General features: G+C 49.2%; 12 protein-coding genes. 7 read left to right on the top strand and 5 right to left on the bottom strand.

Going from position 1 to position 20,952, the window contains the following annotated elements; all coding sequences use genetic code 11:
• Window positions 1-44 precede the first annotated feature (44 nt).
• The 6 genes from VNQ80_RS00425 to VNQ80_RS00400 all read left to right on the top strand — a co-directional run bounded on the left by VNQ80_RS00425 (window position 45) and on the right by VNQ80_RS00400 (window position 12,154).
• Window positions 45-4,358, top strand: coding sequence for a CusA/CzcA family heavy metal efflux RND transporter (locus tag VNQ80_RS00425; RefSeq protein WP_325635228.1), 4,314 nt, complete (start codon window positions 45-47; stop codon window positions 4,356-4,358).
• Between the two features lie 16 nt (window positions 4,359-4,374).
• Window positions 4,375-5,676 (top strand): efflux RND transporter periplasmic adaptor subunit, encoded by a 1,302-nt coding sequence (locus VNQ80_RS00420; protein ID WP_325635226.1) that lies wholly within the window; start codon window positions 4,375-4,377, stop codon window positions 5,674-5,676.
• Window positions 5,677-6,178: 502 nt separating this feature from the next.
• On the top strand, window positions 6,179-8,635 hold the full coding sequence (locus VNQ80_RS00415; RefSeq protein ID WP_325635224.1) for a heavy metal translocating P-type ATPase: 2,457 nt from the start codon (window positions 6,179-6,181) through the stop codon (window positions 8,633-8,635).
• A 104-nt stretch (window positions 8,636-8,739) separates the two neighbouring features.
• Window positions 8,740-9,051 carry a hypothetical protein gene (locus tag VNQ80_RS00410; RefSeq protein ID WP_325635222.1) on the top strand — a complete coding sequence of 104 codons (312 nt, stop codon included), beginning with the start codon at window positions 8,740-8,742 and terminating at the stop codon, window positions 9,049-9,051.
• A gap of 129 nt (window positions 9,052-9,180) precedes the next feature.
• Entirely contained in the window at window positions 9,181-11,352 is a 2,172-nt protein-coding gene (locus VNQ80_RS00405) for a TonB-dependent receptor (protein ID WP_325635220.1), read from the top strand.
• A 4-nt stretch (window positions 11,353-11,356) separates the two neighbouring features.
• Window positions 11,357-12,154: a cation diffusion facilitator family transporter gene (locus tag VNQ80_RS00400; RefSeq protein ID WP_325635218.1), complete on the top strand. Its 798-nt coding sequence runs from the start codon at window positions 11,357-11,359 to the stop codon at window positions 12,152-12,154.
• A gap of 219 nt (window positions 12,155-12,373) precedes the next feature.
• Here VNQ80_RS00400 and VNQ80_RS00395 read toward each other — a convergent pair whose 3' ends face one another.
• From VNQ80_RS00395 to VNQ80_RS00380, 4 genes are read right to left on the bottom strand one after another with little or no spacing between them, the layout of a single operon-like run.
• Window positions 12,374-14,044 carry a HEPN domain-containing protein gene (locus VNQ80_RS00395; RefSeq protein WP_325635216.1) on the bottom strand — a complete coding sequence of 557 codons (1,671 nt, stop codon included), beginning with the start codon at window positions 14,042-14,044 and terminating at the stop codon, window positions 12,374-12,376.
• A gap of 32 nt (window positions 14,045-14,076) precedes the next feature.
• On the bottom strand, window positions 14,077-15,216 hold the full coding sequence (locus VNQ80_RS00390; protein WP_325635214.1) for a hypothetical protein: 1,140 nt from the start codon (window positions 15,214-15,216) through the stop codon (window positions 14,077-14,079).
• Window positions 15,217-15,230: 14 nt separating this feature from the next.
• On the bottom strand, window positions 15,231-15,884 hold the full coding sequence (locus tag VNQ80_RS00385) for a GIN domain-containing protein (protein WP_325635212.1): 654 nt from the start codon (window positions 15,882-15,884) through the stop codon (window positions 15,231-15,233).
• A gap of 12 nt (window positions 15,885-15,896) precedes the next feature.
• The gene (locus VNQ80_RS00380; RefSeq protein ID WP_325635210.1) at window positions 15,897-16,364 is read right to left on the bottom strand and encodes a hypothetical protein; all 468 of its coding nucleotides are present in this window, start codon (window positions 16,362-16,364) and stop codon (window positions 15,897-15,899) included.
• 171 nt (window positions 16,365-16,535) lie between these two features.
• On the opposite strand from VNQ80_RS00380, the gene VNQ80_RS00375 reads away from it, so the two are divergent.
• Window positions 16,536-16,952, top strand: coding sequence for a helix-turn-helix transcriptional regulator (locus VNQ80_RS00375; RefSeq protein ID WP_325635208.1), 417 nt, complete (start codon window positions 16,536-16,538; stop codon window positions 16,950-16,952).
• A gap of 537 nt (window positions 16,953-17,489) precedes the next feature.
• Here VNQ80_RS00375 and VNQ80_RS00370 read toward each other — a convergent pair.
• Window positions 17,490-20,831 carry a DEAD/DEAH box helicase family protein gene (locus VNQ80_RS00370; protein WP_325635206.1) on the bottom strand — a complete coding sequence of 1,114 codons (3,342 nt, stop codon included), beginning with the start codon at window positions 20,829-20,831 and terminating at the stop codon, window positions 17,490-17,492.
• Between the last annotated feature and the right edge of the window lie 121 nt (window positions 20,832-20,952).

The raw sequence follows: 20,952 nt of genomic DNA, 5'->3' as shown, positions 1-20,952 counted from the left end.
CGGGAAACGAACAGATTAAGTGACTTGCATTAATCAAGACGAACGTGTTAGATTCAATCATAAAATTCAGTATAAAGAATAAAGCTATTGTTGGCCTAATGACCCTATTACTTATTGTATGGGGCGTCTGGAGCGCATCAAAGCTACCCATTGACGCGGTGCCGGATATCACCAACAATCAGGTGCAGATCATCACGGTGTGCCCGACACTTGCCGGCCAAGAAGTGGAGCAGCTGGTGACATTCCCCATCGAACTTGCTATTGCCAACGTGCCGGGCATCGAAGAGACCCGCAGCATTTCCCGCTTCGGGCTTTCCGTGATTACCGCCATATTCGAAGAAGACGTGGACATTTATTTCGCCCGGCAGCTCATCAATGAGCGGCTGCAGGAAGCGGCCGAGCAGATACCCGACGGCGTGGGCTCGCCGGAGATGGCTCCGGTAAGTACCGGCCTCGGCGAGGTCTACCAGTATATCCTCCACCCGAAGCCCGGCAGCGAAGGTAAGTACGATTCCAGGGACCTGCGTACCATGCAGGACTGGATCGTGCGCAGGCAGCTCAGCGGCACGCCCGGCGTGGCCGAGATCAACAGTTTCGGGGGCGAACTCAAGCAGTACGAGGTGGCCATCAATCCCAACCGCCTGCGGGCCATGGGAGTATCGGTCACCGATATTTTCAGCGCCCTGGAGAAGAACAACCAGAATACCGGTGGAGCCTATATTGACAAAAAGCCCAACGCGTATTTCATACGTGGCATCGGCCTGGTGACCTCACTGGATGATGTCAGGAAAATCGCGGTGAAGAACATCCCGGGCAGCGTTCCCATATTCGTCCGGGACGTAGCCGAGGTTCGCTTCGGCAGTGCGGTGCGTTATGGCGCGCTGACATACAACGGCGAAGTCGACGCAGTGGGCGGCGTGGTGATGATGCTGAAGGGTGAAAACAGCAACGAAGTGGTCAAACGGGTCAAGGAAAAAATCCCGGTCATCCAGAAGTCCCTGCCCGATGATGTGGTGATCGAGCCTTATCTGGACCGCACCGAATTGGTGGACAGGGCCATCCGTACGGTAGAAAAGAACCTGATCGAGGGTGCACTGATCGTGATCTTCGTGCTGGTGCTTTTCCTTGGTAACCTACGGGCGGGCCTGATCGTGGCCTCCGCCATCCCCCTGTCCATGCTTTTCGCTTTAGGCATGATGCGGGTATTCGGCGTAAGTGCGAACCTGATGAGCCTGGGAGCAATCGACTTCGGGCTGATCGTAGACGGGGCCGTCATCGTCGTGGAGGCTACGCTGCATCACCTGGGTCTGCGAAAGTCAACCGAAAGGCTCACCCAGGCCGAGATGGATGAAGAGGTCCATGTCTCGGCTTCCAAGATCCGAACAAGTGCTGCTTTCGGGGAGATCATCATCCTGATTGTGTACATCCCGATCCTCACGCTCGTGGGGGTAGAGGGCAAGATGTTTACTCCGATGGCCCAGACTGTGGGTTTTGCCATCTTCGGGGCGCTTATTCTCTCGATGACCTATATCCCGATGATGTCGGCCCTCTTCCTTTCAAAGAAAGGGGTATATAAGGAGACGTTTTCCGACCGCATGATGGTTTGGTTGCAACGCAGATACCAGCCCCTGCTCCGGAAAGCTATCCGAGTGAAATACATCGTCATCACTGCCACAGTGGGCCTGTTTGCCATCAGCTTATGGGTGTTCAGGGGTATGGGGGGAGAGTTCATCCCGCAGTTGCAGGAAGGCGACTTCGCCTTCCACTGCATCCTGCCGCAGGGCAGTTCGTTGGACCAGAGCATCGAAACCTCCATGCAGGCATCAAGGATTTTAAAGTCGTTTGACGAGGTAAAGATGGTGGTCGGTAAGACCGGAGCAGCGGAAGTGCCGACAGATCCCATGCCCCCGGAGGCGACCGACATGATGATCATCCTGAAGCCGAAGGACGAGTGGAAAACGGAACGGTCATACAATGAATTGGGCGACGCGATGATGGAGGCGCTGGAGGTGATACCCGGTGTGTTCTTCGAAAAGAACCAGCCGATCCAGATGCGGTTCAACGAGCTGATGACAGGCATCCGTCAGGACGTGGCCGTCAAAATATTCGGTGAGAACCTGGATACCCTGGCCTCCTATGCCAACGAGGTAAGCCGGGTGATCCAAACCGTCAGCGGGGCCACGGCTCCCCTGGTTGAGCGGGTGGGCGGGCTGCCGCAGATCAATGTGGAGTATGACCGCACGAGGCTGGCCAACTACGGGTTGGACATTGAAACGGTCAACGATGTGCTGAGCACCGCCTTTGCGGGCAAGGCTGCGGGACTGGTATTCGAGGATGAACGGCGGTTTGACCTGGTGGTGCGGCTGGACAGCGCGCACCGCGCAGGCATCGACGATGTGAATAACCTGATGGTGTCGACGCCTTCCGGAACGCAGATCCCGCTTTCGCAGCTGGCTACGATCAGTTACAAACTGGGGCCCGCGCAGATCAGCCGGGAACAAAGCCAGCGCCGCATCGTGGTGGGCTTCAACGTGTCGGGTAGGGACGTGGAGAGCGTGGTCGAAGAAATCCAGTCCAAGTTGGACCAGCAGGTCAGACTGCCATCGGGCTACTATTTCACCTATGGGGGGCAGTTTGAAAACCTGAGGGAAGCCAGCGGGCGGTTGATGGTGGCCGTGCCGGTATCCCTGCTGCTGATCTTTATGCTGCTTTACCTCACGTTCGGGTCTTTTAAGCAGGCAATACTGATCTTTACGGCCATCCCGATGAGCGCCATCGGTGGGGTATTCGCGCTGGTACTCCGGGATATGCCCTTCAGTATCAGCGCCGGAATAGGTTTCATCGCGTTGTTCGGTGTTGCGGTGCTCAACGGTATCGTCCTGATCGGCACATTCAATCAACTCGCCAAAGAAGGGGTTACGGATGTTGTGCAGCGCGTGATGGAAGGTACCAGAACCCGACTGCGGCCTGTACTGATGACCGCCACGGTGGCCAGCCTGGGCTTCCTCCCGATGGCCATCAGCACCAGTGCCGGTGCCGAGGTGCAGAAACCCCTGGCAACGGTGGTGATCGGTGGCCTGGTGACAGCAACCTTCCTGACGCTGTTCGTCCTGCCTTTGCTTTACCTATTGTTCAACAGTAAAATTCGTATGCGTATGAAACCATCGGTAGCTACCCTGACCATTTTTCTGCTGCTCGGACTGGGCAGCATGGTACATGCCCAGGAGCGGATTACCGTAACAGCGGCGGTAGACACCGCCCTGAAAAGCAACCTGGGTCTGACGGTGAACCGCTCGGAAATCGATCAGGCAGGATATGCAGTGAGGACCGCGGCGGACATTCCCAAGACCGGCATTTTCGCCGAAAACGAGGATTTCCGGCCATCCGATCAGATCGGTGTCCTCAAGATAGGCGTATCCCAGGACTTACCCTGGCCGGGGCTTTACGCCGCGCGCCGGGCGTATTTCCGCGAGCAGCTCAAATACCATGAGCTGAACACCGATGCGCTCAACGCAGCGGTCACACGGGACGTGCGCACGGCGTACTATGAACTTTGGTACCTGCAGGATAAGCAGGCGCTGTTTGAGCGTCTTGACAGTATCTATACGAACACGTATGAGGCCAGCCGCTTGCGGGTTGAAACGGGTGACGCTCCGGGCCTTGACCGGATCGCCGCAGAGGCTAAAATGAAGGAACTCCGGGCGATGAAGGAACAAAACAGGAAGGATATGCAGGTACAGCAGCAGCAGCTGATGCTGCTGCTGGATGTCAATCAATGGCTGCTGCCCGTGGCCGAGCCACTGGATAAGTTACCTACGCCGGTAAATCGCACAGATGCTTCCCATCCGTTGATAGCGCTCCAGAAACAAAATATAAACATTGCGGCAGCGAATGTCAGGGTGCAGAAACAGGGCATGATGCCTGACTTTTCGGGCAGGTTTTTTTCCCAGCGGATATGGGGAGCCAGCGATCCTTTTACCGGTTTTTCGGTCACTGCAGCCTTTCCCCTTTTTGGCGCGGGGGCGTACCGCAACAAGGTACGCGAAGCCAGCGCTGGGATGAAAGCAGCGGAAGCGCGGCTTTCCTACGAAACCCAGCAGCTGGAGACCCAGCGAAGCAATGCGCTATCCAAAATCGGACGCAATCAGGCCATGCTGCAATTTTATGAAACGGCTGGGCTCCGGCAGGCTGACGAGATCATCGCGGCGGCTACCCAGAGCTACACTGCCGGTGAGATCGGTTTTGCCGAACTCAGCCAGTTCATCAGCCAGGCCGTGTCCACACGCAGCAGCTATCTGGATGCGCTTAACCAGTACAACCAGTCGGTTATCGAATACAACTATTTGAACAACGATTAATATAAAGATAAACACAATGAAACGGAATATTTTAGCGGGGTTAATATTGGCAGGTGTGCTGATCTTCATTGCATGCGGCGGCGGACACTCGCCTGATGACGGTCATGGCCATGGCGAGTCCGGGGCACCGGCCGAAGAGGGACACGGGGAAGGCGCGGCAACGGTAGCCGTGCTCAGCAGGGAGCAGCTCAATGCAGTTGGTGTGCAGCTGGGGGAAGTAGAGCGAAGGAAACTCAATGCATCATTTGCCGTGGTCGGCAGGCTGGAAGTCCCCAATTTGAGCAAGGCCAATGCCACCTCCCTCTATGGCGGTGCTGTGCAGCGCCTGCTGGTACAGGTGGGCAGTGCGGTCAGAAAAGGCCAGGTGATTGCCACGATTGCGGACCCCGAGTTCCTGCGATTGCAGGAGGAATACCTTACCCTGGAAAGCCGCATCACCTTTGCCTCTCTTGAAATGAAGCGGCAGCAGGAGCTGAATGCGGGCAACGCGGGTACACTGCGTAACCTGCAGAATGCAGAAGCCGAACTCAATGCGCTGCAAACCCGGCAGGCCTCGCTTAAACAGCAACTGCAGCTGATGGGCCTCGAGCCGGCAAACCTGAACAGGGGCAATCTGCAGTCATCCCTTCCGGTAAAAAGCCCCATAGGTGGTACCGTGAGCAATGTGTTCGCCAAGGTGGGCAGTTATGTGGATGTCTCCTCTCCCGTGGCGGAGATTGTTGATAACGGTAACATCCATGTCGATTTGAACGTATTCGAGAAAGATCTCCCGTCCGTCAGGGTCGGACAGAAGGTGAATTTCGCGTTGACCAATAATCCGGGGCGGATGTATGAAGCGGAAGTGTTCAGCATCGGGGCAGCGTTTGAGGGCGATGGCAAATCAGTACCGGTGCATTGTAGCATCAAAGGGGATAAGACCGGCTTGATCGATGGGATGGGCATCAATGGCCAGATCAGCCATGAAGGCGTCGAATCCCCGGCCGTGCCCAATGATGCAATCGTAGATGCGGAAGGGAAATACTACATCTTTGTGGTTACGGATAAAGAGCCCGAGGAAGAAGGGCATTCACATGGTGCCGGCGGAGCGGAAGGCGGTGACGAATCGCATTCGCACAGCGAGGAAGACGGCCATGAACACGGAGCCGCAGAGGACGGCAGCATGAATTTCGAAAAGATTGAGGTGGCCAAAGGGGAAACCAGTCTGGGATACACATCCATAACACCGGTTACGGAATTGCCTGCCGGATCAAAAATTGCCATCAAAGGCGCATTTTTCATTAATGCCAAAATGAGTAACACCGGTGGCCACAGTCACTAACGATCCATGGCACCGAATACGAGCATTTCAAAGGGAAGCCAAACCCCGGATAATAAGTTTTGGGAATAAAACCTAAGCACCCGCACGCAGAAGGACTGCGTGCGGGTGCTTAAACCGTATGATGTCTGTCCATTAACAAGACGCCGACATGAAAAAAAATGGCCGCATATCAAAGCGGGGATATTGGCAAAGACGCCACTCCAAAAAGTCCAGGGATTCGGCAGCGAGTTTAAAACGGAAGAAAAGGGGTAAAGGGACCAAAAGGGCCGGATGTTCATCCGGAAAACTGACGTGGGGTGCAAAACGGCTCAGGCGGGAAGAACCGTTTCTGTTTTTTTTCGTTATCATAATCGGAATTATAGCGTTAGCGGGCATTTGTATGCTATTTATGCATTTTTATGACCACTTGATGGGTAATATAAACTGAAGATATTTCCAGGGGACTGTAAATCAAAATGTATTGTAATTATGTTTGTAATAAAGAGAACCAGATAGAAAGCAAGTGAAAAAACTGAAAAAGGAACTGTCGCTTATTCTTCCCGGCGTGCCCGACGAGCGGGATCGTTGTGTTCAACGCTTAGTAGATCGGTTAAAAGGTGTAAGGGGTCTGGAAGAGGTCCACGTCGTGGACGGAACCGGAGATCAACCGCTGTTGTGCTTCCACTACGATCCCGATATCCTTTCCACAGCTAGGGTCGAGCGGCTGGCCACACAGGCCGGCGCGGAAATAACAGGCAAATACGGACACCTATTGTTGGAAGTGGGTGGCATACGCCATGCGCGGCACGCCCGTCAGGTCGAAGAAAAACTGTCGGCGGCAGCGGGCGTTGTCCAAGCTTCGGTGGCGCCATCGGGCATGGTCCGGATTGAGTTTGACTCGGGCATCATCGACGAAAAGGCTATCCGGATCATCCTCCGGAAATCAGGACTGCGGACACGGGGCTCCGGTGAGGGGAGCGATGCGGCGCACGCAGCCCAAACGGCCGAGGGTCACGAACATGATCACGGCGGGACATTCGGTAGCAATGCTGAACTGGTATTTGCGGGATTGTCAGGGGTATTGTTGGGTGCCGGCTACGGACTGTCCTATACCGGGGTCCCGGAATGGGTAAGCTTGGCGCTGTATATCGGGGCCTATTTTTTCGGCGGGTTTTTCACGGCCAAAGAAGCTGTCGAAACGGTGGCCAAAGGCGGTTTCGAAATCGACTTCCTCATGCTCGTCGCTGCGATCGGTGCGGCCATACTCGGCGAGTGGGCTGAAGGGGCGCTGCTACTATTCCTTTTCAGCCTGGGCCATAGCCTGGAGCATTACGCTATGGGAAAGGCACGCAAGTCCATAGCTGCCCTGACGGAGCTGGCCCCTAAAACAGCGTTGCTCAAAAAGGATGGTAAAACCGAGGAGGTCAGTATTGATCAGCTATCGGTTGGCGACGTCATTGTTATAAGGCCAAACAGCAAGATTTCGGCAGACGGGGTGGTGGTTTCGGGGGAAAGTTCGGTTAACCAAGCACCCATCACAGGTGAAAGTGTGCCGGTCGATAAAAGCCCGGTTGATGATCCGGGGCGGGACTGGTCCACCGTGACCGATATTAAGGGTGAAAACCGGGTGTTCTCCGGGACGATAAACGGAAACAATACGCTGGAGGTACAGGTGACCAGGGTGGCCAAGGACTCCACCTTATCCCGTCTGGTCACGCTTGTCAACGAGGCACAGACACAGAAATCACCCACCCAGCAGTTCACGGACCGGTTTGAAAAAATCTTCGTGCCATCGGTACTGGTGCTTGTGGTTTTACTCTGCCTTGCCTTTGTGGTAGTCGATGAACCCTTCAGCGAAAGTTTCTACCGCGCGATGGCCGTGCTTGTGGCTGCCAGTCCGTGTGCGCTGGCAATCTCCACTCCGAGTGCGGTTCTTAGCGGAGTGGCGCGTGCAGCCCGCAGCGGTGTGCTGATAAAAGGGGGAAGGCCGCTGGAAGACCTCGGTTCGCTCACCGCCCTGGCCTTCGACAAGACGGGCACACTGACCAAAGGGCAGCCGCGGCTGACGGAGGTCGTTGCATTGGATGGAATGGACAAACAGGAGGTACTCAAAATAGCCGTCGCCGTAGAAGCGTTAAGCGACCATCCCTTGGCCAAAGCGGTGGTGCGCGATGGCCGGGAACGTTTGGAAGCTGTGGATGTGCCAGAAGCTAGCGATTTGGAAGCGGTGCATGGCAAAGGCGTGCAAGCCACATTTGAGGGTAAACGAATCTACATCGGCAATCTGGACCTGTATGAAGGTCTGGATGCGCATAAGCCGGGCGAAGAAGTGGCCCGGCAGGTCGGTAAGCTGGAGGCTGCGGGCAATACAACCATGCTGATCCGGCAAGGCGACCGGTATATCGGCATGATCGCCCTGATGGATACGCCGAGGGAAGAAGCGAAACCGACCTTAGTGAGGCTGAAGGGCATCGGTATCCGGCGCATGGTGATGTTGACGGGTGATAACCAACAGGTAGCTGATGCGGTAGCCAAAGAAATCGGGATAACCGATGCGTGGGGCAGCCTGCTTCCCGAGGAGAAAGTGGCTGCCATCGATAAGCTGCGGGAACAGGAATCAAAGGTGGCCATGGTGGGCGACGGGGTAAACGATGCCCCAGCCATGGCCAAAAGTACGGTCGGCATCGCCATGGGGGCGGCTGGCAGCGACGTGGCCCTGGAAACTGCGGACATCGCGCTGATGGGGGACAAACTGGAAGCACTGCCGCTGGCCATAGGTCTGAGCAGGAAGGCCAAATCGATTATAAAGCAGAATCTCTGGATAAGTCTGGGCGTTGTGGCGGCGCTGATCCCATTAACCGTTTTGGGTGTCGCTACCATCGGGCCCGCTGTTATAGCGCACGAAGGATCTACGCTGGTGGTCGTTTTAAACGCGCTACGCCTGCTCGCTTACCGAGATCCTACTGGTTCCGATAAGTAGCAGTTTTTGCGGATGTCGGCGTAGCGTTATTGGCTATCCTGAATGCGGTACGAATACAACGGATGAAATTTTAAAGAATAGTTTTAATATAATATCTTTGGGAAATGAAACATTTATCATTCATATTAGCATTAATGGTCTTGGTCTTATCGACCTTGCCAGGCTTTATCGAAGATAAATGCTTTGACCTCACTCATCAAACAACAAACATTCAGGAACAAGACAATGACGATTGCGGTATGGAATGTTGCTCGCCTTTTTCTAAATGCAATACCTGTGCCGGATTTGTAATTACCTCTTTTTATTCTTTAGCAGCGAATGCTGTCCAGCAACCTGAAAAGAAATTGGGTATAATAACTGTATCACCTGTTTCAGACTTTCCCTTTTCTGTTTGGCATCCTCCGCAACTTTCTTAATGTGTAGTGCGTTCAGCACAAATTGATTAACGGTGCTTTGCATAGTCATCGTATATTTTCACACTAAGTATCATTGTACAATGAAACCTGTCTTCGGCAAGCTTCATCGCCGATAAAAAAAACAGTTAGATGAAAAAAATACTCTTTGCGTCATTTTTCATGACACTAAATCTCTGTGTATTTGCACAAAACACATTAAATGCTGTTGTTAGAAACAGTGAAAACAAAGACCCCTTGATCGGTGTGACAGCATCTATAAAAGGAATCTCCCGTGCGGCGACATCAAACGAAAGCGGTCTAATCACAATATCAAATATTCCTGACGGACTTCAGGAAATACAACTTAGCTATATTGGGTTTAACGACCATATTGATACATTGGAATTTCCATTGGCTGATAACAGTCCCATTGAAATCTTACTCATAGAAAGTTCAGAGGAATTAGAGGAAGTGGTTATATCTTCTACAAGGAGTACAAGAAGCATACAAAATATTCCTACACGTATTGAATTTATTGGAAGCGAGGAACTGGGCGAAAAAGGCAATATGAAACCGGGAGATATTCGTATGCTTTTGGCGGAAAGTACAGGTATTCATGTACAAACCACTTCGCCTACCAGTGCCAATGCAAGTATCCGTATTCAGGGACTTGATGGAAGATATACACAAATCCTGAAAGACGGGTTCCCTATTTATTCCGGTGCCTCAAGCGGATTGGGCTTATTACAGATACCGCCACTCGATCTTAAACAGGTGGAAGTAATCAAGGGGTCCACATCTACGCTATATGGTGGGGGTGCAATTGCCGGGCTGGTTAACCTGATTTCCAAAACCCCAACAGAGGAAAGGGACTTGCGCTTTCACCTCAACGGAACCTCCGGCAGAGGTTTGGATATAAACGGCTTTTACGGGCAAAGGTTTAATAAAGTTGGGACAACCATATTTGCGTCCCATAACCGTAATGCAGCGTATGACCCCGCCGAAAATGGATTATCTGCTATTCCTCAATTCGAACGATATGTGCTGAACCCGAAGCTCTTCGTTTACTTTGATGAAAAGACGAAACTAAACTTCGGCATCAATGCAACGATTGAGAACCGTATGGGAGGCGGTATGCTTTACATTAAAGGAAACGGGGATAATACACACCAATATTTCGAGGAAAATAAAACCCAACGCTATTCCACTCAATTTGCTCTCGACCACTTCATCAATGAAAACAGTTCTATTCAAATCAAAAACAGCGTAAGTTATTTCAACAGAAACACAACAATTCCAAGTTATCAATTTGAAGGGACACAGACTGCTACGTTCACCGAAGCTAATTATACCAACAGTACAGAAAAAGCGGAATGGGTAGCAGGTATCAATATCTGGACGGATAATTTCAAAGAAGAGCAAATTACCGCATTTCCGTTGAGAGATTACAATCAGACCACCTTCGGCGCCTTTGTACAAAACTCTTGGAAAACCACGGATTGGCTGCAATTAGAAACAGGTTTCCGCACAGATTACGTTATGGATTATGGAGCAGTTTTCTTGCCAAGAGTTTCAGCTTTATTCCACATTGCCGAGGGCTTAACCTCACGGGTTGGCGGTGGATTTGGCTACAAAACACCAACCATTTTTACGGAAGAAAGCGAACGCATACAATATCAGAATGTAATGCCCATTGACGACAAGACCAATAAATTGGAAAAAAGCTATGGCGCAAATGCGGACATCAATTACAGTACTAGCATCGGCGAGAATTGGTCATTCAGTATAAACCATTTGTTCTTTTACACCTATTTGGATAATCCCTTGTTACTTGAAAATCCCTCGGTAAATCTGTATCAGTTCGTTAACTCACCGGGCTACATCCATACCAAAGGGACTGAAACCAATATTAAAATCGGCTATGATGACCTAAAATTGTTCTTGGGGTATACGTATACTGATGCCCGATTACACCAAAATGGAACGACTGTAGAAAGTCCTTTAACGCCAAAACACCGTATTAATTCCGTCCTGATGTATGAAATAGAAGATGAGTGGGTAGTTGGGCTGGAAGCCTATTATTTCAGTCCTCAAAAACTGAACAATGGAACTACTGGTAAAGACTACCTGATTACCGGATTTATGGCTGAAAAGATTTGGGAAAGGTTTTCGCTATACATTAACTTTGAGAACTTCCTTGACGCCCGGCAGACACGTTTTGACAGCATTTATACAGGGACGATTACCAATCCGGTTTTTAAAGACATCTATGCACCGTTGGACGGATTTGTGATTAATGGAGGAATAAAATTCAAACTTTAAGGGAATGAAAAAAACCATATTCAATGTAACTAAAATGGATTGCCCAAGTGAGGAGCAATTAATCCGTATGAAGTTACAAAACTTCGATCCGGTAAAATCATTGGAATTTGATATTCCCAACAGAGAGCTAACTATTTACCACAGTGGAGACCCAGAGCCGATTTTTTCGGCTTTGGGAACATTGAACTTGAATACAACATTGATTTCAACCGAAGAAAGCAATGCAACAGTTCAAACAGACACCAATCACAGTCAACGAAAATTACTTTGGATAGTACTGATTATCAACTTCCTTTTCTTTGGGCTGGAAATGTTGTTTGGTGTTTTTTCGAACTCAATGGGATTGGTAGCTGATAGCCTGGATATGCTTGCTGACAGTATCGTGTACGCTTTAGCATTGTTCGCCGTTGGGGGGACGATCGCAAGAAAGAACAACATAGCCAGATTTGCGGGGTATTTTCAAGTCGTCTTAGCGGTCATTGGTTTTGTTGAAGTTATCAGACGGTTTATTGGAGCGGAAAACATGCCGGACTTTCAAACGATGATTATCGTTTCTGTTTTGGCGTTGGTGGCAAACGTACTTTGCCTCTATTTACTGCAAAAAAGCAAAAGCAAGGAATCTCATATGCAAGCCTCTATGATTTTCACCTCAAACGACGTGATAATCAACACCGGTGTTATCGTGGCCGGCCTCTTGGTCAACTGGCTAAATTCAAGTTATCCCGACCTAATTATCGGAGCAATCGTATTTATAATTGTGGCAAGGGGGGCTTACCGGATTTTGAAATTAGCAAAAGACTAAGGATAGTTAAAATGTTGTCCGCTGAATCGTCCCAAAAGGACGGAAACAAGGATGACAACGGTTTGGTATCTATTGAGCTTTTCCAATGCTTATTGTTTCGATGATTTTACACGATGGTCTCAAACCTAAATGCATATCAAGATAGCTTAGGTCGAATAAACGGAAGTAAAAAAGTCGCTAACGGAAACCGCCAGCGACTCAAATGAGGCTTAGGATTGATTACCCCCGGACTAGGTTGCTGCATTCTTTCAGAAAACGCTCGCACCATCTATCATAGCGATAGGCTTCGTCCCAGTCGGCCCTAGACCAGCCCTGATATCGGGTGTTTTTCACGGTTTGGGCGAACTCATCGAAAAGCAATTTTTCTTCTTCAGTCGAACGGGGAAAGATATCGTTTGGAAATGCCCAAAAACTGGCGCATAAGCTGTATAAGTGCTTGAGATTATGTTGGTATGGTTTATATCCATAGAAATATTCCAGCAATCCCAAGCACGCTTGCTCGATCGCTTGGTTATAAAGCAGTATCTTTATCGAAACCTCTTCCGAATTGTCTATGGCTCGACCACCGTTATAAAATCCACTTGCGTTATCCTCCCGATTATACCATTTCATTTGTGCTTTATTTTGTTCCTCATCGGTACGTACACCATTATTTTCGTGGAAGGTCAAGTCCAGCGAATAATTTTCGGCACAAAATAGCGGCTCGACATATCGCAAAGCCTGATGAAAGAATGAACTGTTCTTGTTGAGCTGCTTTTGTATCTGCTCCTGTGTAAACGAAAGTAAGAGTACGGAAACTCCAGTAGCTTGATTGATGGAGGCCTGGATATTTCCAACTTGTTCCCGAATATCACTTTCACTGACGATAAGCAAATCATAATAATGGGCTGTAATATCTTGATTTCCTTCTTTCGCATTAATACCCTGTATTTCAAAGCACCTTGTCCGACTGCCGAACAAAAAGACACAGATATTCACGTCAACAAGGGATTGTATATGATTCAATACGCTTTCCAACGGATTGTCCTTATCGTATTCGAAAACTCCTTTTTGTTTGGAGTTAGACGGCTCCGCGTGATGTTCAGGAATTTCAACCTTCGAAGCCTGATGCTCCTCGAAAGCTAGGATAACCCGCTCGAAGATGGTTTCAGCAGTTGACAACGCAGTTTCCATCTTATGCTCCAATTGAAGCAGTGTATCCAAATCAACTTGAAAGTTATCTTCATAACGGGTTGCCCGGTAAACATCCTCCAATACCTGAAGCAGGTAGATATCCTCATTTTTTTCGTCATCGAAAACAGCCGGATAAAAGGCACATGCTTCTTGCAGGAAACGATGATGGCAACGGATAGAATGGGTGATGCGTTCTTTGGCCGTCAGCAATAGCTCAAGATATCGATACGTCAGCTCGATGGTTTGATGAAGCATGAACGCAGCCATCGCATATTTCTTCTGTTCCTTGAAATGAAAATATCCATCCCTGAATTCGTCTATTTTCCGGGATTCCCTACTTCGCAAGGCGTTCGCTAACTCCAAGCATTTCTTAGAATCAAGATTGTCGGGGATCGGATTAAAGTCGGACGCATCCTTTTGGTATGCCAACTTATCGGGCTGACAGGCGGTAAACAGAAAAAGATTACCCTCCCTTATTTTATCCTTTGCCTGAAAGGCTACATAACACAATACACGATAATCGCCAAAAGCTTTGATGGTATTGACCATTTTCGGCACCAGTTCGCCTAGGTTCTTCACATACTTATTTGATACGAGAATAACCAGTTCACAACATGTATCAGCGTTATCGTGCGCATTAAGGTAAATGCATTCGATGTTGTATTTTTCTGTCAAGGTCAGGATTACTTGCTCTAGCGTATTTTGTTGTGTCTCCATATCCAATTGTTTACTTTTTAAGTTTGATTTATTTACTCTGTCGCATATCTAGACAGCTCAGCCAATCGCTTAGGGTCGTATTCCAGTAAACTTGCCAATTCGGCTAAACAAAATAAAAAGCTCGCAAGTTCTTTATACCTATGAGACCTGTAGTGATTGCCTTCCAGAATTTCTAATTTCCACGCTTCGAGTTCGGTTTGCCAAGCGCCTAATGGCTTGTCAACGAATTTTTTATCCAAAAAAGAAATTGGATGTTTCAAGGCTTCATTCGGTAAATACTTGATATTTTTAATCACGTCACCCGGTAGGTTCCAAGCAATCTCTTTCCATTTCGGTTTCAGCCGTCTTGAGTAATTCCAAAAGGCTTCCAACAAAAAGAGAAGTTCATCAAAATAGAACAATACATTTCCCGGATTATCGTTCCGTTGCCAGAACATCTTGTCAAAAGAAGTCGAATTCAAGTAATCCAATGCATTGAACAGGTCGGATGCGTTATATTCTTCGTAGACATTAGCGAAGTCATTTTGATAGTGGAACCTTGGTCGATTTGAATCTAAAGCATCCTTAACGAACTTTTTCAATTTTTGCTTGTCTGATCTGGTAAGTTCGAGATCACGTTCAGCGTGATAAATTGTGAATAATGCAGAAATTAGTTCGCTCATTCGTCGATAAGTATCGTAAGCACATTCTTCCAAAAGATCGGTATATTGGAAAGACAACGATGCTAGACCATGATATAAAAAATTGAAAAAGTCAAATTTGGCACCCCCTGAACGCATAGAACTAAGATGGAAAGCTACTGCATGATATGCATCGGCTGGGGACGCTATGGTTGGAAAGCTTTCTTTTCTTCTTTCCGTCGGCTGAAAAAGCCCTATATTTCTTAAGTGACTGTATTTTACGGAGTAATTTGGTCGTATCTTTGAAATGAGAATAGCTGCTTCGCATAGCCGTACGATTTTAAGAAATTTCAAGTAGACTACCTTTGGTGACCTAAAAGTCATCCAATAATTCTTTCTAAAAGCAGTGGAGACCAATTCCCATAACTCGTCCTGAACGGGCTCGCAAGTAGCATCTTTCTTGAACGCTTTCTTCAAAACAACAAAAGGGTTGAGAATTTCCTTTTTAGTCAAAAACGAGAGCTTAGAGTTTCTGAATGTTATTCTGTCCATAATTCAACGTTTTTTTAATCAGTATTGATTTTCTGTAGTTCTTGATTGGTTAAAGGCTTAATTGAGCATCCTTCCTCAATATGAGATACCCGCATCCTCGGATTTCCTTTGTAGCGTAATTTACTTCTGCTGAATAAGCCGACTTCCAGCTCATCCTCAGCCCACACCGACGCTTGACTGTCACCATGTAGGTCGACGTGGGCTTCCGATGCCTCAAGTTCGCTGCCGTTGTATCTACCTTGTTGATTGCCTAGAATGCGAGATATAATGGCGTTGCCACGTATTTTTGCGGACCCTTTTTTAATCACGGTACAATCGGTTACGATTGCATTTAAGTTTAAGTCGACTTCACCGGTTTGGACAATAACACCAAGTTTCTCCACCTGAAATTCTTCCTTGGCGGAGACGTATGCCTTGTCAAGAACATGGATGCCGTTTAGGCCAGCACATGTAACGCGTATCTTAGGATAGCTGTCGTTTAGTAATAGAAAGCCATAATGCATGGGCTTAGTTTGAATGATCAATTCCTCGTTTTCGATGAAGTAATCTGTCCATGAGGTAATGTCAGCCGGTTCATCCACCAGAATGCCACATGGACTATCCTGATGTAACGAGACTTTGCACCGAGTAAGGATGCGGATACTGTGAAATAGTGGTAAGCTCTTCATGATTTCTATGGGTTAATAATTTTCAAGTACGGATATATCGCCCTGCCGACTATTCTTTTCAAACCAGCGTTTGAACCAATATTCGATATACATATGGTTGTTTTTCCAAAACAGTTCTTTGTCATCCCAATCCATGTTTTCGGTGGTGTTATAGGTTGTCCTCACCGCTTTCAGCTCTTTGAACATTGCGTTTATGTCTTTTTCGGGATATGCCGGTTGCCCGAACTGACAGGCAAGAAAGAATTTCTTAGCAGCCTTGCGTTGTTTTTCTGTCCCCCCATCTGATACTGCATAACTCACCATCCACATATAATCACGCAGCACATCTTCCATCTTAACGCCTAGGATGGCACATAACATCCGGAAATTACTTGGGATCAATAGGTCTACCTTTCTCCATTTGGACGAGTACATTTCTCCGATCTCGGAATACCTCTCGTACTTGTCAATCGTCCTCACCTTTGTGTTTTGCTTTTTCATGGTTCGCAGTATTTGGTTCTGACAACAAAGCTCCTGAACTGTAAAAGCATATTCAAACCCTTAGCCGGCATAAATTATCCCACTGACAGCATATCTTATTCGTAAAATATTCCGTATTTTCGTAGGTGGCAGCGGTTTTGAACGCTACTTTTGTCGCATCATTTTATCATTATGGAAAGAACACAACAAATACACGAGGGACGAAATATCAAACGGTTTCGGGAAATGCTCGGCATGAAACAGGAGACCCTTGCTTATGAATTGGGCGAAGACTGGACGCAAAAGAAAATATCCCAACTGGAAGCCAAAGAAAAAGTCGAAGAAGACATATTGGAACAGGTAGCCGCTATCCTAAACATCAATCCAGAAGCGATCAGGAATTTTGACGAGGAAGCGGTATTTAACATCATTAACAACACGTATCATAATACGAGCAGCGATAGTTCGACGTTAATAGCAAGTTCGGTGAATTATCAACCCACCTTTAATACCACCGATAAAATCGTGGACCTTTATGAACGCTTGCTGCAGGCTGAAAAGGAGAAAGTCGCTTATTTGGAGCGGATAGTTAACGGCAAGAGTGATTAAATTTACAAAGTTGATGCTTTTGTTTTGATAGGACTATAGGCGATTATAGGTGGTCTAATGGATAATTTGCATAATTTCAATGACCGATTAAAGTTAACACTTCTTTTTTACCTAAAAGAGAGTGAGGGGCTTAGTCTATTTCAGAGATACGAGTACAACCGCCTCAACAGGCTATATCCTCATAATTATGAGCACAGAAAAGAACTTGACAAAGAATTAAAAGAGCGTAATTATATTATTGAGGACACCGACAGACAGCCTTGGACACAAGACGATAATGGACACATTATTCCAGGGAAGTCTACCTACAGCCGGTGGGTTATTAGTAACATTGGAGTCAATGCTCTAAAAAGAAAGGTAATTATTTCCGAAACTTTACTTCGTCGAAAACAGTGGTGGATTACTTGGCCACCTATCATCATTAGCTTAATTGCGTTGATCGTTTCTATAATCGCCCTCTCGAAATCATCGTAATGCGACAGGACAACAATCCCAGCTTGGTTGTTTAACATGACCTAGGCAGGTATAAATAGATTTTCACCCCACCTCATCCGAATTCGCATTCAGCCGATCCAGCAGGAAAATAATTTTCCCTGTCTTATCCATATCGAACACTTCGGTGATGCCACCGGAATGGATGTCGGTAAAAGGCGGCTCAAAGAATGCTTCGGTGGAGAACGTGCCTTTCGAAGTCAGGAACTTCACAAGCTGATCCACAAAACGAATCTGCTGGGCATTGAGTGAAGAATCGGCGATGAAGTCGCGGAATGCTTCCCGAACAGCCTGCTCATCCAAGCCAACGATGCTTCGTACAAAGAGTCCCAACGGCTGTTCGCCATAGGCCGTCACGAGGTCGGCTTTGGTGCCCAGGTGCCCCTGATCGAACAGCATCCGCTCCAAAAGGGCCAGGTCTCCATTAGAAAGCGGAATGTTATGTTTCAGTTTGTGGATAACCAGGTAATCGCTATTCTCCCGGATGTAGGCTTCCACTTTATTGCGGTAGGCCCGCAAGTCGTTGACCATATAATCTGCACCCATCTCCCTTACACCATGTACGTCCAGGTCATCGGTCAGGTCCGTAAAGACCGATAAAGTTTGCTCCTTATCCAGTACAAACAGCAAGTCACGCAGTTCTTCCCGCACGATATCCACCGCCTCTACGGATATATCCTGCCAATAGTCATCCCGCTGGACGGCTTTGATGAGGGGCATTTTCTCCTGCACGAGCGGTATGGTCGTTTTGGTGGCGAGACCACGCGCCACCTGTTGCACCCGGCTACGGAGCCGTTCCTGCTTGGGGTTTCCGGTAAGCATGGACAGTTGAAGGTCGAGCATCAGCACATCGAAGCGTTTGGCGCGTTCATCTTCGGTTACTTCGGTCACCAGGTGGCCGATATGCCGTTTCAGGTTGCCCACGTCGTCCACCGTCAGCGGCGACCACGCCGCCGGATCGCGGTAGCGTTCCACCATGGTCAGCTCCTGCCGGACGATGAAATTGCCCGTATGCAGCGACTGCACCTGCCGCAAGAGGAACGCTACCAATTCTTCGCCATACTCCCGGTTTTCTTCCGTACTGTCTTGCGTAATCAGGTACGCGACGTCCAGCCGCAGTTCAAACAGCCGCCGGCTGATGGATTTCGGCGTCGGCGCCTCAAATCCTTTCGGATGTTCGTCGAAAAACTCGAAGTTTTGGCAGAAATCAAAGATATAAAACTCGGTTTTGTCCTGCCCCGGCCCGAATAGGTCTTTGCGCAGGCGTGTGCCGCGACCGATCATCTGCCAGAATTTGGTGAAGCTGCGCACCATTTTGAAGAATACCAGGTTGCCGATTTCCGGCACATCGATACCCGTATCCAGCATGTCTACCGATACGGCAATCTGCGGCATTTTCTGCGGCTCCTTAAAATCGCGCAGGATGGTGTCGTGGTGCTCGGTCTGGTAGTCGATCAGTTGCAGAAATGCGCCTTTGTATTCGGGGTATTGCTCATCGAACACTTGCTTCACGAAAAGCGAATGCTTATGCGATTTGGTGAAGATGATGGTCTTGGCCAGCTTGTCGCCGCCTTCCACTTTCAGGCCCCGTTCCATCAGGAAAGCCAGTACCTTGATGACCGTGTCTTTATTGAAGAGCCAGCTGTTCAATGCCCCGGCATCGATTTCATCGGGTAGCTCGCCGGTAATGGGGTCGGCAAACTGCTCCTCATACCGGCGCTGATCTTCGGCGCTGAGGTCTTTGTATTTGATGCCTTCACGCTGGAACTTGAGCGGCACCGATAATGCCCGATAAGGCACCAGGTGCTGTTCGTTCACCGCCTCGCCCAGCTCATAGGCAAAAGTCGGCGCGCCTGGCTGCAAGTGGAACAAGGCGTAGGTATCCTTATCCCCGTCCGACTTGGGGGTGGCCGTTAAGCCCAGCCGCAGGCCGTCAAAATAATTGAATATGGCCTGATACTTATTATACACCGACCGGTGGATTTCATCAAAGATGATCAGGTCGAAATGCCCCACGCCGAAGTACCGGCTATCACCGTCGCGCTCTCCATCGATGAGGCGGATCATGGTCTGGTAGGTTGAGAACACCACCCTTGCCGTGTCGTTTTTCTTTTCCTTGGTCAGGTCTACTGCCGGGTAGTTGGGCAGCTGTTCGTTGAAACTTTCCTTAGCCTGCGTGACCAGCGCATTGCGGTCGGCCAGGAACAGTACCCGTTTTACCCAACCTGCCTTGCTGAGCAATTCCACGGCAGCGGCGGCCGTCCGCGTTTTGCCCGTACCGGTAGCCATCACAAGCAGTGCACCGCGGTGCCCGCGGTCAAACGCATCGCCCATGGCACGAAGGGCTTCGATCTGGTAGGCGCGTCCGGCGATTTCCATATTGACGGCAGCTGTCCCCAGCTGTTGCCGCAGCGAGCGGCGCTGCACCAATGTCTGCAACTCTTCCCGTGTATAAAAGCCCTGTACTTCCCGCTCGGGGTATTGCACATCATCCCACAGCCAGACCGTATACCCATTGGAATAAAAGATCACCGGGCGTTGTCCAAACTTCCGCTGCAACGCATCGGCATACAGCTTGGCCTGTTGTCCGCCCACGCGCGGGTCACGTGCGCTCCGCTTAGCCTCTACGACCGCCAATGGCAAGCCGTCGGCACCCCACAGCACGTAGTCGACAAAGCCCCGGCCCAGCGAACCATCGGCTTTGGGAAAGCAATTTTCCAGTGGGTATTCCCGCACGTTCGCACCATCGGGATCCCAGCCCGCTTCGGCAAGGAGTGCGTCGATATATAATTTACGCGTGTGCGATTCGTCCGGATCTTGCGGAGGCGGCAGGTAGGCGATGTTCTGGTCCTTCACCACCTTCAGTTCCGCCAGCTCGGCTTCGGCCTTCTGCAATTGCTGCAGACTATTCTGGTACCTTTGCTCCAGATCAGCCAGCTCCGCTTTGCTCTTGTCGTTCCGTGCCGCCCGCGACACCAACGAGGAATCAAATTCCGGTATCTTCACCGTTTCCTTGCTGTACAGTTGTACTACATACGCCACAAATAGCCGGAGCAGCCGAAGCAGGTGCAGGGTATCATCGCCAGCGATGTGCTTATTGGTATGCACCGCGTTGTTGCCCGACTTGCGGATGGCGTTCAATGCCTCCATAAAACCGCTGGGGAGCATCCGTTTGAAGGCATCCTGATAGAGCAGGTTATTCAGCGACTCGTCATAGGGCATTTCCAAATCCGGGTCGTGTTCGTACACCCAACGCAACCATTGTTCCAACGACTTCCGGCACAGCATGGCGCAGTAGTCCGGGGCTTCATACACATACCGTTCGGCTTGCAACAGGGTAGGCTGAAAATCTTTCCATCGGGGTGGTATGAAGGCGAAGTTGGTCATCTGTTCAGGTCACTATAGTTACGATAATGATAATTGGGTTTTTGCTAATAAACTAGTCATAAAGGCAAACAATAGCTACAAATGTAATGAATCTAAGGAAGAATGCCTATTTACAATTCGT

It is taken from the genome of Parapedobacter sp., from assembly GCF_035556095.1.
Classification (GTDB): Bacteria; Bacteroidota; Bacteroidia; order Sphingobacteriales; family Sphingobacteriaceae; genus Parapedobacter.
The sequence above is the reverse complement of the archived record's forward strand: the minus strand, read 5'-3'. Positions and strand labels throughout refer to the sequence as shown.

Excerpts from the sequence above, each read along its gene's own strand:
- VNQ80_RS00420 (WP_325635226.1), top strand. The coding sequence starts at position 4,375 with ATGAAACGGAATATTTTAGCGGGGTTAATATTGGCAGGTGTGCTGATC.
- VNQ80_RS00410 (WP_325635222.1), top strand. The coding sequence starts at position 8,740 with ATGAAACATTTATCATTCATATTAGCATTAATGGTCTTGGTCTTATCG.
- VNQ80_RS00405 (WP_325635220.1), top strand. The coding sequence starts at position 9,181 with ATGAAAAAAATACTCTTTGCGTCATTTTTCATGACACTAAATCTCTGT.
- VNQ80_RS00400 (WP_325635218.1), top strand. The coding sequence starts at position 11,357 with ATGAAAAAAACCATATTCAATGTAACTAAAATGGATTGCCCAAGTGAG.
- VNQ80_RS00395 (WP_325635216.1), bottom strand. The coding sequence starts at position 14,044 with ATGGAGACACAACAAAATACGCTAGAGCAAGTAATCCTGACCTTGACA.
- VNQ80_RS00390 (WP_325635214.1), bottom strand. The coding sequence starts at position 15,216 with ATGGACAGAATAACATTCAGAAACTCTAAGCTCTCGTTTTTGACTAAA.
- VNQ80_RS00385 (WP_325635212.1), bottom strand. The coding sequence starts at position 15,884 with ATGAAGAGCTTACCACTATTTCACAGTATCCGCATCCTTACTCGGTGC.
- VNQ80_RS00380 (WP_325635210.1), bottom strand. The coding sequence starts at position 16,364 with ATGAAAAAGCAAAACACAAAGGTGAGGACGATTGACAAGTACGAGAGG.
- VNQ80_RS00375 (WP_325635208.1), top strand. The coding sequence starts at position 16,536 with ATGGAAAGAACACAACAAATACACGAGGGACGAAATATCAAACGGTTT.
- VNQ80_RS00370 (WP_325635206.1), bottom strand. The coding sequence starts at position 20,831 with ATGACCAACTTCGCCTTCATACCACCCCGATGGAAAGATTTTCAGCCT.